10 protein-coding genes are annotated in these 14,022 nt (G+C 71.3%); 2 read left to right on the forward strand and 8 right to left on the reverse strand.

What is annotated here, in order from left to right:
• Nucleotides 1-191 precede the first annotated feature (191 nt).
• Together IH09_RS32460 and IH09_RS39450 are read left to right on the forward strand one after the other, a co-directional pair.
• On the forward strand, nt 192-1,079 hold the full coding sequence (locus tag IH09_RS32460) for a GNAT family N-acetyltransferase (RefSeq protein WP_052861133.1): 888 nt from the start codon (nt 192-194) through the stop codon (nt 1,077-1,079).
• Nucleotides 1,080-2,006: 927 nt separating this feature from the next.
• Entirely contained in the window at nt 2,007-2,780 is a 774-nt protein-coding gene (locus tag IH09_RS39450; RefSeq protein ID WP_143682084.1) for a hypothetical protein, read from the forward strand.
• Nucleotides 2,781-3,109: 329 nt separating this feature from the next.
• Here the strand turns inward: IH09_RS39450 and IH09_RS32475 are convergent, their stop codons facing one another.
• The 8 genes from IH09_RS32475 to IH09_RS32510 are packed head-to-tail and all read right to left on the reverse strand — an operon-like array spanning nt 3,110 to nt 13,974.
• The gene (locus IH09_RS32475; protein WP_052861136.1) at nt 3,110-4,735 is read right to left on the reverse strand and encodes an AMP-binding protein; all 1,626 of its coding nucleotides are present in this window, start codon (nt 4,733-4,735) and stop codon (nt 3,110-3,112) included.
• 59 nt (nt 4,736-4,794) lie between these two features.
• On the reverse strand, nt 4,795-5,811 hold the full coding sequence (locus IH09_RS32480; protein ID WP_052861137.1) for an acyl-CoA desaturase: 1,017 nt from the start codon (nt 5,809-5,811) through the stop codon (nt 4,795-4,797).
• 13 nt (nt 5,812-5,824) lie between these two features.
• Complete coding sequence (locus IH09_RS32485) at nt 5,825-6,670, reverse strand: SDR family NAD(P)-dependent oxidoreductase (RefSeq protein ID WP_052861145.1); 846 nt, start codon at nt 6,668-6,670, stop codon at nt 5,825-5,827.
• On the reverse strand, nt 6,667-8,028 hold the full coding sequence (locus IH09_RS32490; protein ID WP_110952734.1) for an FAD-dependent oxidoreductase: 1,362 nt from the start codon (nt 8,026-8,028) through the stop codon (nt 6,667-6,669). Before IH09_RS32490 ends, IH09_RS32485 begins: the two co-directional genes overlap by 4 nt.
• Nucleotides 8,029-8,031: 3 nt before the next feature.
• Nucleotides 8,032-9,090: an AfsA-related hotdog domain-containing protein gene (locus IH09_RS32495; RefSeq protein ID WP_052861139.1), complete on the reverse strand. Its 1,059-nt coding sequence runs from the start codon at nt 9,088-9,090 to the stop codon at nt 8,032-8,034.
• Nucleotides 9,087-10,550 (reverse strand): NAD(P)/FAD-dependent oxidoreductase, encoded by a 1,464-nt coding sequence (locus IH09_RS32500; RefSeq protein ID WP_052861140.1) that lies wholly within the window; start codon nt 10,548-10,550, stop codon nt 9,087-9,089. The genes IH09_RS32495 and IH09_RS32500 overlap by 4 nt, the downstream gene beginning before the upstream one ends.
• Nucleotides 10,547-11,563, reverse strand: a complete 1,017-nt coding sequence (locus tag IH09_RS32505; protein ID WP_052861141.1) for a 3-oxoacyl-ACP synthase III family protein — start codon at nt 11,561-11,563, stop codon at nt 10,547-10,549. Before IH09_RS32505 ends, IH09_RS32500 begins: the two co-directional genes overlap by 4 nt.
• Nucleotides 11,545-13,974 (reverse strand): alpha/beta fold hydrolase, encoded by a 2,430-nt coding sequence (locus tag IH09_RS32510; protein WP_052861142.1) that lies wholly within the window; start codon nt 13,972-13,974, stop codon nt 11,545-11,547. Before IH09_RS32510 ends, IH09_RS32505 begins: the two co-directional genes overlap by 19 nt.
• Nucleotides 13,975-14,022 lie beyond the last annotated feature (48 nt).

Raw genomic sequence — 14,022 nt, forward strand, 5'->3', positions numbered from 1 at the left:
CCATCGGATCTGATGGGACCGGCGTCGTCGCGAGGCCGCGGAAAGTCCGGGTTCATTGGATGCGGGCGGCGCCTGTCGTCATTCGTTCCCTTGCCGACAAGAGCCTGCGGCTGATCGGGGCAGTTACGTCACGTGGCCGAAAGGCATGGAGCAAGCGCTCCCCGAGTCAAGGAGATCCGGGATCATGAAGCATGCTCCCGGATGACTGGCACCTCACCCAAGACGTTGACGACTTCCTCGCCCGAGCCGGGGACTTCCTGCGCTCGCGCCCCGCGTTACATAACACGCCGCTGACGGACATCGAGAAACTGCGGATACGCGGGGCGGACGAACACGACGCCGCCGCCCCCGTCTTCGGCCGACTGGAGTCAGGAGGCGAGGTCCACGCGATCTTCTATCTCACTTCGCGCGGCCGTCTGGGCCTCACCCCCCTCTCCGTCGAGCAGACCGACGCCCTCGCCGCCCACTTGGCCGTCCTCGGCCACTCACCCGCCAACGTCATCGCGGACCACGACACTGCCGGCGCTTTCGCCGAGTCATGGCAGCGGCACACGAGCGCGGCTCCGGTACTTTTCTGGCGGACGCATCTCTACCGTCTCGGCACACTCACCCCACCGCAGCCGCGCCCGGAGGGCTGGGGTCGTATCACGGGCGGGCAGGATCGTGAGCAAGTCGTGCGCTGGTGCCGTGAGTTCTGTGTCGACGTCGGGGAGCAGACCTCCATCGACTTGATCGACGCCGGCTCCTGGGACGACTCGCGTTTCGGCGACAGGCACTTCACGTTCTGGGAGACCTCGGACGGCACCCCCGTCTCGATGGCGGCCGCGACCTCGATCGTCGGCGGCATGGTCCGGGTGGACCCCGTCTACACCCCGGCCCACCTCCGGGGCTGTGGCTACGCGGGGGCCGTGACGGTCGAGGTGAGCAGGACCGCGTTGGCCGCGGGCGCGACGGACGTCGTCCTGTTCACGGACCCGGACAACCCCACCAGCAATGCCCTCTACCAACGCATCGGGTACGTCCACGTCGCCGACTTCGCTGGGTACAAGTTCTCCTACGGCGCACCACAAGCCGGGTGAGATCACGGTCGACGCACAACGCACCTGCTACCAGTACCGGCTGCGACCGCCGCGAAGCGGCTGACGAAAGCGGTGGCGCGCACTCTGATCAGCCTGCCGGCCGGTGAGGCTCAGGGGAGCTCGGGGGAACTCACGGGATGTCGTACACCTCGGCTTGCTCGGTGTCGGCGTACACGGATAAGTGGCTCTGGCAAGATTTTCGTAGCCGGAGATCATCCCTGTCGACGATCACGCATTTCCCCATCGTCAGCGTCGCTTCCTCGCCCAGACGCTCGGGATTCAGGCCCGTGGCTGTACCCGGCTCTCTGACCGAACAGCTGACGAAGCGGTGCCCGGCAGGTCAATCCCTGTCGGACCGCGGCTGGTTGGCTCAGCCGCCCTTGTGCTTTTGTCGAGCCCGACGTCGCCCCGGATGGCGGGCCGCGCATAGCGCCGCCGCCAGATCGCGGCGCCCGAGGATACCGCGCTGCGCCGGCCCCGCCGTTGACGGTGGGGCCGCCTCTAAAGGGGCAGACGGCGCGAGGGGAAGACTGAGGTCGCGGTGAATGGGCCTGGTGGTTCGTCTGGTGATGCTCGGCAGGTCTACTGCCGGGCGGGCACCAGTTCGGTGGCCCGTGGACCTGGTCAGGTTCTGCGGATGAGCGCGGCGCAGTCCGCCTGGCGGACGCACGAAAGTCGCAGCCGTTCCTCTTCATCGTCTGTGAGATCGCCCCGTCCGATGCCCACATCAACGGCTGGAACGGAGACCGATCGCAAGGTCATCCGGGCAATTCCTCAGGCGGTGGTCTTAAGGCCGTTTCCTACGTGACGTAGGACATGGCCTAAGTTCATGTGAATCAGGGCGAATCAGAGTCTTAAGGCCCGGCTCTTTACAGAGAACTTATGAGACATTAAATGCAAGATCATCCCAGTCGTGGAGGGTTCTAAATGGACAAGAAGATTTCGCGCCGCGTTTGGGCGGCTTTGTCGGTGACTCTTGGGGTTTCGTTCCTTACTGTTGCCACACCCCCAGCCTTGGCGGCGGGTGGCTCACTCCCGATATCCACATACTCTTCGTGGGCAGACAAGAAGTGGGAGGAAGTCTCGCTGATCGACACTGACAAGGGGTGGAGTAAGAGCTTGTACGCGACCGACGCAATGATCATCAATAGCACCGGACAGCGCCTCAACCTGATTAGTTCCAACCTGCCTTGGGGGGAGTGGCGTTCGGCCCCGCCGAAGGTCATCGAGCCCGGGGAGCTGGTTCATGCGGCCTCGAACGGGAAAACCGCTTTTTCCGGCACAGAGGCTTACTTTGTATATGGCAGCGCGGACGGGAAAAGTAAATTCAGTCTCCACTACGACAACCCAGTGGGGAAGAACTCGTACAAGGTGGTCTCCGAGGGTGATGTGCGTGTTGCCGCGCGGGACTACGCAAACAAGTCCTGGATTCCCCGAGCGAATGCCACCGACCGAATCACCAGTTCGGACTTCGGCGGCAACAACTGGACCTCCGAAGCGTTTGAGATCGGAACGCCGGAAAACCTGCCCGGAAAGAATCTTCCTGCGGCCAAGTTCAGCGGTCCTTCGGACCTGTGCGAAAACTATAAGATAGTCCTGCGACAGAACGGGATGCCGGCGAGCAATCCCGTCGGCTGGTGGCAGTCGGGTGGCGCCGGTGCCCTGGCAGGCGCCATGATCGGCTCGCTCATCTACTGCTGACCAAGATCGCCTCATCCTCAGGCAAGAGGACGGCGGCTTCGTAAGGCGACACGGCTCCTGGCCGTGCGGCGTCCAGCACCGTGAGGACATCGTCCTCGCGGTCGGTGAGCCGCGACCGGCTGGAGCACCGCCCAGGCGAAGAACACCGCTGTCGCCGCCTTCCCGCGGCAGAAGGAGCGTGGGGCCCGGTGCGCCCCGGCCGCGGGGTCTGCCAGGCGCCCGGTCGTCACTCCCACCTGCCGCAGCAGCAGCCGGGCCGCCAGGTCACCCTGCGGCTCCCGGGTTCGAAGAGGTGGAACTCCACGTCCCTGACCGGCCCTCGTCGCCGGTCAGGCGAACGTCACCCGCGCCACGGGCACGAGCCGCCCCTCGTCGAGCAGTGCACGGCAGCGGAACCGCTGGATCTTCCCGCTGGGCGTCTTCGGGAGCACTCCACGCGCCAGGAACAGGCACTCCGCGAGCGCGACCCCGGCCTTCTCCAGGGCCAGCGAGGCGGCCTCCTCGGCGATCGGTTGGAAGTCCTTCGGGTTGCCCTGGGGCTCCACCATCAGCACGAGACGGGACATGCCCGAGTCGCCCGCGTCGACGACGACGGCGCAGCCCTTGCGGACGTTCTTCAGGGAGTCGACCGCCGACTCGATCTCGGAGGCGTAGACCTTCCGGCCGCCCACCGAGAGCATGTCGTCGGCCCGGCCGAGGACATACAGCTCGTCGTCGCGTACGAAGCCGAGGTCGCCGGTGCGCAGCCAGCCGTCCTGGAACCGTGCGGCGGTGCGCACGGGGTCCGCGTAGTAGCCGTCGGCCAGGCTCGGCGACGACACCAGGATCTCGGAGATGCCGCCGCCGCTCCCCGCACGGACCGATACCCCGGGCAGCATCACGCCGTTGGAGACCAGCCGGGCCGCCTTCGGATGGTCGGGCGCCACCTCGATCACCGAGCCCTCGACGAGCGCGGGACCGTCGAAGGCGAGCGCCCTGGGTGCCTGGGCCCACGGCTTCCCGGTCACGGCGAGCGTCGCCTCGGCCATGCCGTACGCGGGCTGGAACGCGGTGTCGGACAGGCCGAACGGCCGGAACTTCTCCGTCGCCGCCGCCAGCGTGTCCCAGTCGACGCGCTCCGCCCCGATCACGGCCGCCCGCAGCTTCAGCTCCTTGGGCAGTGCCCCCCGGCCCTGCGCCCGCGCCGCGAGGTACACGGCGGTGCTCGTGCCCGCGGTCATCGTCGCCCCGTACTCCGACATGTCCCGGAACCATGTACGCGGCGCCATCCCGAACCGGTCGGGCGACGACAGCACGAAGTCGAAGTCGTATGCCCACGAGTACAGCAGGCAGCCGAACATGCCCATGTCGTGCGAGAGCGGCAGCCAGGAGGCGACGGTGTCGGCGCCGGGGCGGCCGCCGGTCAGATGCAGGATGATCTGCAACTGCTGCTCGATGGCGCGGGTGGTCAGCGCGCAGCCCTTGGGGGTACTGGTGGAACCGGACGAGTACTGGATGAAGGCCAGGTCGTCCCGGCCCGGTGGGCTCGGCTCGATGCGTCCCCCGCCGCGCAGCGCCGACCAGCCGTGGACCGGCAGCTCCTTGCCGAGCTCCGCGGGGACCATGGCGGTCAGCCAGTCGTCGACCAGGAGCAGCGTCGGGTCCAGCCGGGCCGAGAGCGCCACCAGCTGCTCGCCGTACGCCTCCTGGCTCTGGCCGCGGGTCGGCAGCGGCAGCGAGGCCACCGCACCGCCGGCCAGCCAGACCGCCAGCAGGCCGCGGACCGTGTCGGGTGTGTTGGTGAGAATGGCGGCGACCCGGGTGCCCGGCCCGACGCCGAGGGCGCGGAGCTCGGCGGCCATGCCGTGGGCGTCCCTGACGACATCGCGCCAGGGCGTGTGCTCGAATCCCTCGCCCGCCCACTCGTGCAGCACGCCGTGCGAAGCCCCGTTGGTCAGGGCGTGGAAGAACTCCATGTACGTGATCCCCGTCTACTCGTCCGCTCGTCCGCTCGTCCGCTCGTCCGGTGGCCGGGCTATTCCACGTCCACCAGCGAGGCGTCGGCCTCCCGGGCCTCGCGGTGGCGCTCCGCCATGGGCGCGATGTTCTGCTGGGTCTCCAGGAGTTCCCTCTTGTCCAGGGAGGCCGCGTTGACGCGGCTGACGCCCGCCTCGCGCATCTCCATGCGCTCGGGGTCGATGCGCACGACCTTCCAGGCGAGGTGGGTCTTCTCCAGGCTCCAGATGAGGATCGCGGAGAGGTCGATCTCGTACCACTTCATGCCGTGGCGGGCGGAGCGCGGGAAGGCGTGGTGGTTGTTGTGCCATGCCTCGCCGAAGGAGGGGATGGAGAGCCAGGCGACGTTGCGCGACTGGTCGGTGGTCTCGTAGCGGCGGCGGCCGAAGACATGGCCGACGGAGTTGACCGCGTAGGTCATGTGGTTGATCAGGAAGATGCGGACCAGTCCGCCCCAGAGCATGCCGGTCAGGCCGGCCTGCCAGTCGCCGCCGGTGATGGCGTAGGCGATGAGGCCGGGCAGTACGACGCTGGAGGCGGTGACCAGCAGGAGGTTCTCGCTGAGCCAGCGCAGCGGCTTCTCGCGCACCAGATCCGGGCAGTAGCGCATCGGGTCGGAGGTGAGGTTGACGTCGAAGAGCCAGCCCAGGTGGGCGTGCCAGAGACCGGCCATTGTGCCCTGGAAGCCCGGCTCGAAGTCCAGGTGGGGGCTGTGCGGGTCACCGGGCTTGTCGGCGACGCGGTGGTGCTTGCGGTGGTGGGCCGCCCAGATCAGCGGCGGACCCTGCCCGGCCATCACCCCCGCGGTGGCCAGGGCGACGCGGATGGGCTTGTGCGTCTCGAACGAGCGGTGGGTGAGCATCCGGTGGTAGCCGGCCGAGATACCGAAGCCGGAGACCGCGTACATGATGACCAGGACCACCACGTCCGACCAGCCGAAGATCTCGTTCCACAGCAGGGCCATGGCGCCGAACACCGCGATCAGCGGTATCAGCGACGCCCCGAGGATGAACCAACGGTGCTTTCTGCCGTCCATGTACCTGTGCCTCTCACTTGCGGAAGTGGGGAATACCGACTGACGGGCGGGTGCGGGAGCCGCTCCGCGCATTGCGGAAGACGGGCAGCACCGCCGCGCGCAGCACGGGAAAGAGCAGGGCACGCGGCGTGTGGCGGCCCGCGAGGTACTGGGCCTTGGCGACCGGCCCCGGGACCACCACGCGGCGCCCCTGCGCCAGGCCGCGCAGGCCCGCCTCGGCGACCCGCTCGGGCGTCAGCCAGGCCAGGAACTTCCGCTCCTGGAGCCGTGACATGCCGCCCACCGTGTAGAAGTTGGTGCGCACCGGCCCGGGGGCGAGCAGGGTGCAGCTCACCCCGGTGCCGCGCAGTTCGGCGTGCAGCGACTCGGCGAAGGTGTTGGCGAACGCCTTGCCGGCCGAGTAGGTGGCCGCGGTCGGCACGGGCTGGCAGCCCGCGGTCGAACCGGTGACCAGGATCCCGCCCCGCCGCCGGGCCAGCATGCCCGGCAGCAGCGCCTGCGTCAGCGCGTGCAGCGAGACGACGTTGACCTGGACCGAGGCGCTCTCCTTGGCGGGATCGTTCTCGCTGAACGGCCCGCAGGCGGGAAAGCCCGCGTTGGCGCAGAGCACGGAGACCGGCTGCCCGGCCAGCTCCTCTCCGAGTGCCCGCCGCGCGGCCGGGTCCGCGAGATCGCAGCTCCGCACGCGCACCGGCACGCCGTGCCGGTCGCGCAACTCCTCGGCGAGCAGTTCGAGGGCGTCGGTGGAGCGGGCGACGAGCCACAGCCCGTACCCCCGCGCGGCCAGGCCCCGGGCGAGGTGCTCGCCGATGCCGGAGGAGGCGCCGGTGACCACCGCCCAGTCGGCCGGGCCGCTCACACCGCCGCCCGCGCGGGCGCCGAGGGCGACGTGAGGTGTGCGGCGAGCCGGCCGGCCGCGGCACGGCCCGTCCGGGCGCACGCCTCGATGGACACGCCCTGGATGTAGTCGCCCGCGAGCTCCAGGCCCGCCACGCCCGCGACGCTCTCCCGCACCTCGGCGAGGAAGCCGGCGTGGTGCGGAAGGTAGCCGCTGTAGGCCGCTTTCCAGTGCTTGACCAGGAGGTTGACGCGCTCGGCACGCGGCGCCCCCAGGTACGTCACCAGGCGCTCCTCGGCCTCACCGGTCAGCCGGCCGATGTTCTCCGGACTGAGGTCGGTCAGACGCCCCTCGCGCCCGCTGTAGGTGTAGCGGACGATGTGCCGCTCCTCCATGCCGTACGAACCGGCGTTGCTGCACGGCCCGTCGTCCATGGCGAGCGCGCGCACGTCGTGGCCGAAAACGGGCCGGTCGTACTCGACGAGCACCACGGTGGACGGGAAGTAGTTCACGTCCGACAGCCGCCGGGCGAGCGCGGGCCGCGCGGAGCGGACGATCTCGGCTGTCGCGTAGGCCGGGGTGGCCAGCACCACGCCGTCGTAGTCGCTGGTCCGCGCGGGCGCCCCGGCCTCGGAGACGCGCAGTCCGGTGACCCTGCCGTCGCGGACCTCCAGGCCCTCCACGGTGGCGCCGAGCCGCACCGGGACCCGCTTGGCGAACGCGTCCAGGACCGGCTGGATGCCACCGGCCAGCTGATCGTAATGGTCCATCAGCATCGCCAGGTTGGTGCCGAACGTGCCGGGGTAGACCTCGTCGGGCTCGGCCCCGTTGTTGCGGATGACCATGGGCCTGACCAGCATGTCAGTCATCTCGCGTCCGAAGAACGAGCTGAGCGGGGCGTGGTCGTGGCGGCGCGAGACGCCGCTGAAGTAGCGCGAACCGAGGAAGCGGTTGCGCTCGTCGGCGCGGATCCGCGCCGCCATCGCCGCCATCCGCGCGAAGTCGCGGGCCGAGCCCATCCGCCGGATGTTCTTCAGGGTCTGGCTCCGCCGCTCGCTGTCGAGGGTGAGGATCTGGCCGTCCTTGATGCGGGACGCGTTGTAGCCGAAGGACTCGTACGCGTCCGCGCCGAGCTCCGAGGTGAACCAGCGGAACGTGTGGTAGCGGCGGCCGATGTTCTTCCCGCCCGTCATGACCTGCCGGTCGCCGAGCTTGTCGAGGCCGAAGCGGCCGCCGAGGATCCCGGCCGCCTCGACGAGCTCGACCTCGTACCCGAGGAGATCGAGGCGGAGTGCCGCGGTGAGGCCGGAGATGCCCGCCCCCACGACCGCCACGCGCCGCCGGTTTCGTGCGCTGTCACCTGAGTGTGCAACTGCCATGGATCAGACTCCGTGCGCTCGCGCGGTCGATGGGGGAAGCGGGGCCGCGTCGGGAAGCAGATCGATGCGGCCCTCGACGATCGGTTTGCCGAACTGCCGCAGGACCACGGCCACCGGGACGCGGCCGTCCGGGCCGGGGGCGCCGGCCTCCGCCTCGTGGACCAGGTCGGCCTCGAACTCGGCGAAGTCCAGAAAGGCTGCCTCGCAGCCGACGGTGAGGGCGTGCGGGGTGGCCATCGCCCCGGTCCGGCAGGCCGCGGCCACGGCGGCCTGCCGCATGCCCTCGACCATCAACGGGCCCGGCACGTGGTCGTACTCGTGGTCGAAGAAGGCGGGGTGGTGCGGATCAGCCGCCAGCAGGCAGCGGAACGCGCCGTCGTCGGGCCCGCCGTCCGTCCGCGCCTCCGGTCCCGGCAGGCCGATGACGACGTTCCGCGGGTTCTCGCGCCCCACCAGGCCGGCGTCGAGCCGCCGTGCCGGAGTCAGGCGGGCGTCGGCCACCGGCTTCTGCGCCCGCTGGAAGGCCCGGAAGATGTCGTAGTCCTCCTGCGACATGAAGGCGAGCACCGCACTCAGGGTCATCGCCGGGCGCCCGCCGATCTCCATGGCGCCTTCGAGGATCATGCCCACCACGTCGGAGCCCTTGCTCCGGCGTTCGGCGACCCGGTAATGCACGTAACCCTGGAGCGCCGATATCCCGTCGTGGGTGTACGCCTGCGGGTCCGTCACCCGCAGCGTGATCCGCTGGAGGCTGAAGGGCAGCCCGAGGGGCACCCCCAAATGGCGGTGCAGCAGCACGAAGATGGACTGCCGCGCGGCCTCCGCGGACGCGAACGGGTCGTGGAATCCGGGTCGTTGGTCCGACCACAGGCTGTGGGCGCGGGGGATCTGGAAGGAGAGGTGGAAGTCGTCGTCGGACCCCTGTGCGGAGTCGGTGACGAACACCTCGCCGATCTGCCTGCGATGGGCGAGGGCGCGGGGCACCGTCTGCTCGAAGGCCAGCTCCACGCCCGGAGGCGGAAGGTGGCCGCGCGCGGCGGTGCTCGGGATCGTGCTGGTCATCGGCTCAGCTCCGGTTCGGGCGTGTCCTGCTGCACGGGGCGCGGCGCCGGGCCGCTCTGGAAGACGGGCTTGCGCATCGCGTTCCTGCGCCGGATCTCGGTGGCCGCGAGCCGCCCCAGCTCGCGGAGCGTGGCGCGGCGTTGGCCGGGGGCGCCCAGCAGGTGCCCTCCCGTGGCGCCGAGCACCCGCGCCGGGGTGAGGACCTCCAGGACGGAGGACCGGTGGCTCAGCAGGTTCAGGACGCCGTCGACCTTGCCGCGCGCGTGCAGCCCGCGCACGACCCGCGGGACGACGCCCGCGATGGGTCCGGCCACACCGAGGTCCGCGGCCAGGCCGTAGTACTCGGCGTACGTGCGGTCCCGCCAGCGGCCGAACTCCGCGACGGCGCGGTCGAGCCGGACGCCCGACCCGATGGCGTCGCCGACCGCGTCGGCGAGCCGTTCCGCCTGGTGGAAGGCGTCGCCGATGCCGCGCCCGCCCGCCGGGTCCTTGAAGTGACCGGCGTCGCCGAGCAGCACCCAGCCGGCGCCCGCCGCCTCGCGGAAGTAGCCGAAGAAGCGCCGGATGCCGTAGATCCTGCTCGCCCTGGTGGCGCCCGAGAGGGCCTCGGCGATCGGCGCGCAGCGCATCGCGTGGGCGCGCACGGAGCCGTCGAGGTCGGCGCGGAAGCTCTCCCGCTCGTGCCGCTGCGGGGAGACGCCCACGATGTAGAGGCCGTTGTCGGCAGGGCCGCCCAGCATGTGCCGGTCGCCCCAGCGGTGGAAGACGAACGTCGGCCGCGGACCGGTGTCCGCGCCCTCGAAGTACGTCCAGTAGTAGCTGCGTTCGCCGGAACTCACGTGGTACATGCGGGACCCGCACGCCTCGGCGACCTTCGAGTTGCGTCCGTCCGCACCGACCACCAGGCGGGCCCGCAGCCGCGTCTCGACGCCGCCCGACACCGCCCGGACCCCCGTGACGCGGCCGCTCTCACGGATCATCCCGACGACCCGGGTGCCCAGCCGCACGTCGGCGCCGGACGTGCGGGCCGCGTCCACCAGGACCGGGTCGAGGACCTCGCGGCGGATGCACGCCGCGCCGCCCACGTCACCGGCCTCCTGCGGGAACGCGGCCCGGCAGCGGAACTCCTCCAGGCGCATGTCGACATGGCTCATGGTGGTGGCCCCGGCCGCACGCAGCCGCTCCATCACGCCGAGGCGGTTCAGAAACGCCAGGGAGTCGGCCTGGAGGATGTTCGAGGAGAGGGTCGAGCGGATCTCGGTGGCCTGGTCGAGCACGGCGACCCGCAGACCGCGGCGGGCGAGGAGCGCGCCGAGCGTGGCCCCGGCGCAGCGGGCGCCGACGACGATGACATCGAACTCCCCGTTCCCGCCCGGGTGTTCCGCCGTAGCGGACCGCTCTGCCGCGTCGGGCCGCTCGGTCTCGCCGGACTGCCCGGCTTGCCGGGACGGCCGGCTCATGAGGCGCCGTTCCAGCGCACCGCCGCGGCGGCCGCGAAGTCACCGGCGTGCGCGAACCCCGACATCACCACGAGGTCGCCGTCGCGCAGGTCTCCGGCGCGGGCAGCCCGGTCGAGGGTGACGGGTACGGCGGCGCCGTACAGGTTTCCGTAGCGGTCGAAGGTGTCCAAGTGCCGTGCCTCGTCCAGCTTCAGGGCCTGGCGCCAGTTCTTCAGGAAGATCCGGTTCGGCTGGTTGGTGACGAGCACGTCGATGTCGGACGGCTGCTCCCCGAGGTCGGAGCAGAGTGTCCCGACGAGCTCGGGGACGAGGGTGTTGCCGCGCTGGAGGATCTCCGTCGTCTTGTCGGCGTCGAAGCCGATGTCCATCTGGCCTTCGCCCGGCTCCCAGTACTTGCGCCCGTCCGGGGTCTTGATGCCGAGGTCCACGGAGTACGCGGGGATGCTGCGGGTCCGTACCCCGAGGAGCGGCGAGCCCGCGCCGGCCTCCAGGTAGGCCACACCGCAGCCGTCGCCGGGGATCGGAGCGTGCGACAGCTTGCGTACCTCGGACTGGGCGAACATCTGGCCCGCGGTGTTCTGCACGTTGGCGATCAGCGCGGTGCGTGCCGCTCCGTCGGCCATGATCTTCCGGGCCAGCGAGAGCATGTACGGGAATGAGGCGCAGCCGCCGTTGTGCAGGTCCACGATCCATTCGGGATCGATGCCGAGGGCGTGCGCGGCCTGGGCGCCGACGCCCATGAACGGTTCGTCCGGCAGCAGCACGTTCGTCAGCAGCACGTCGACCTGGCCCGCGGGCTCCTTGCCGAGGCGCTCGAAGACCGGCCGGGCCGCCTTGGCGATCATGTCGGCGGCCCGCTCGCCGGGGGCGACGTGGTGCCGGGCCGGGGGCACGCGGAACAGCGGGGTGTTGGCGAGCGGGTCCACCGGGGCGCTCCCGTCCAGGAAGAACTCGGGTCCCACCACGTTCTCGGGCAGATAGCTCCCGAAGTCGACTATGCCGACGGGCTGCATGACAGTTCCTTTCGAAGCCAGTCCTCGACGGTGCGTGCCGTGTGAGCGGCGTGCTCCTCAAGGAGCGAGAAGTGGTCGCCGGTGACGGGCGTGACGGTGTCCGCGGCCTGCCAGAGCCGCCAGGCCGCGCCGTCGGGCGCGTCGGGCCCCCGCTTCGCGGTCAGGAGCAGCGCGGGCGCCGCCAGCGGGTCGGCCGCCCAGTCGTCGAAGAGCCGCAGATAGCCGCCCATGGCCAGTACGCCGTCGTCGTCGATGTCGGCGGGCGCGCCGTCCCGGGCGAGGATGCGGCCCATCGCCCAGGCGAACACCGCTTGCTGCTGGGCGGGTTCGGGCTCGTACGTGTCGATCAGCACGACCCCTTCGACGCGGTGCCCGGCGCGCTCCAGCGACGCGGCGGCGGCGTGCGCGAGGGCGCCGCCGATGGAGTGCCCCGCGAGGACCAGCGGGGCACCGCCCGCGGTGTGCAGCGCGGCGGCGGCCAGGCCGTCGACCGCCGTCCGCCACGAGCCGGGCAGCAGCGGCGAGGTGCCGAGGCCGGGCAGGGTGAGCGCGGACATCCGTGGCCGGTGGGTGAATCCGGCGGCGAACCGCGCGAACTGGTGCGGGCCCGACCCGGCCAGGAAGGACGGTACACAGACCACGGCGGGCGTGGCGGGCCCGTCGGAGACCAGCACGGACTCGGACGGGCCCACGGGCCGTTCGTCCGTGGAGAAGGCGGGCCGGCCCGCGGCGGCCGCCCGCAGCAGCGGTACGGCGTCACCGAGTTGCCCTCGCCGGTGCAGGTCCCTGAGCAGGTCGGCGGGGCCGCTCGGGGTGCTCGGGGCGAGCAGCGGCCGCAGGTGCTCCGCGAGGGCCGCCGGGGTGGGGTGGTCGACCAGGAGGGTGGCAGGAAGGTCGAGGCCGGTGACCGAGGCCAGGCGCCGCTGGAAGCGGACGGCGCCGAGCGAGTCGATGCCGAGCTCCAGCAGCGTCAGGTCCGGGTCGATCCGCGCACCGTCCTCGTAACCGAGGACGAACGCCGCCTGGGTGCGGACCAGCCCGAGTACGCCCTGCTCCTGGTCCGCCCGCTCCGGCTCGTCCCGGTCCGGCTGTTCCTGCGCGGCCGGTGCCGCAGCCGCCTGGTCCGCGGACGGGCCGGGATCCGTGCTCCGTACGGTCTGCGGCACGTCGATCCAGTGGCGGCGCGGTTGGAAGGCGTACGTGGGGAGGGGCACCTGGCGAGCCGCGTCCCGGGGCAGGAGGGCCGCCAGGTCGCCGCACGCGCCGTGTGTGTGCAGCTCGGCGAGCGCGGTCGTGAGCGCGGCGGGCTCGGGCGCGCGCCCGTCGAGGGCGGGAACGAGCACCGCGGACCCCGGGTCGCGCAGGCAGTGCCGGGTCATCGAGGTCAGCACACCGCTCGGCCCGAGCTCCAGGAACGCCGTCGCCCCCGCGCCCTCCAGGCGGCGTATCCCGTCGTGGAAGCGGACGGGGCGCTCGGCGTGGCGGACCCAGTAATCGGGCGTGGCCAGGGCGGCCGCGTCGGCGAAGGTCCCCGTCACGTTCGAGACGATCGGCACGGTCGGCGCGTGGTAGCTCAAGCCGCCCGCCACGGCGGCGAGTTCGCCGAGCACGGGCCGCATCAGGGGCGAGTGGAAGGCATGGCTGACGTGCAGCCGGCGGGTGCGGCGGCCCTGTTCCTGCCACGGTCGCAGCCAGGCCGCGAGGGGTTCGGCGGCGCCCGACACGACGACCGAGCGGGGCCCGTTCACGGCGGCGACGGCCAGCCGGCCGTCGCCGCGCAGACGCTCCAGGACCTCCTCCTCCGTCGCCTCCACGGCGACCATCGCGCCGCCCTCCGGCAGGGCCTGCATGAGCCTGCCGCGCGCGGCGACCAGGGCGCTCGCGTCGGCCAGGGACAGCACCCCGGCGACATGCGCGGCGGACAGTTCGCCGATCGAGTGGCCCATCAGGAAGTCCGGCGTGAGACCCCAGGACTCGACGAGGCGGTAGAGGGCCACCTCAAGGGCGAACAGCGCCGGCTGCGTCCAGCCCGTGCGATGCAGCAGCTCCGCGTCCGGGGTGCCCTCGGGAGCGTCCATCACCTGGCGCAGGGGCAGCTCCAGATGCCGGTCGAGCTCGGCGCAGGCCGCGTCCAGGGCGTCGGCGAACACCGGGTGGGCGGCGGCGAGTCCGCTGCCCATGCCGGGCTGCTGGGACCCCTGCCCGGAAAAGAGGAAAGCGGTCTTCCGCGCCCGCGCCGCCACTCCCAGGAAGGCGTTGCCCGGCAGTTCTCCCGCGCCGAACGCCGCCAGCCCTGTGAGGAGTTCGGTGCGGGTGGTGCCGGTGAGGGTGGCTCGGTGGTCGAAGTGGGTGCGGGTGTGGGCGAGGGCGGCGCCGATCTGGGTGGGGGTGGCGTGTGGCTGCGTGGCCATGGGGTGGTTTCGGTGAGGAGGGCGATGCTGTTGTCGGTCCAGTTGGCT

It is taken from the genome of Streptomyces celluloflavus, from assembly GCA_000720995.1.
GTDB classification, from domain to species: Bacteria; Actinomycetota; Actinomycetes; order Streptomycetales; family Streptomycetaceae; genus Streptomyces; species Streptomyces celluloflavus.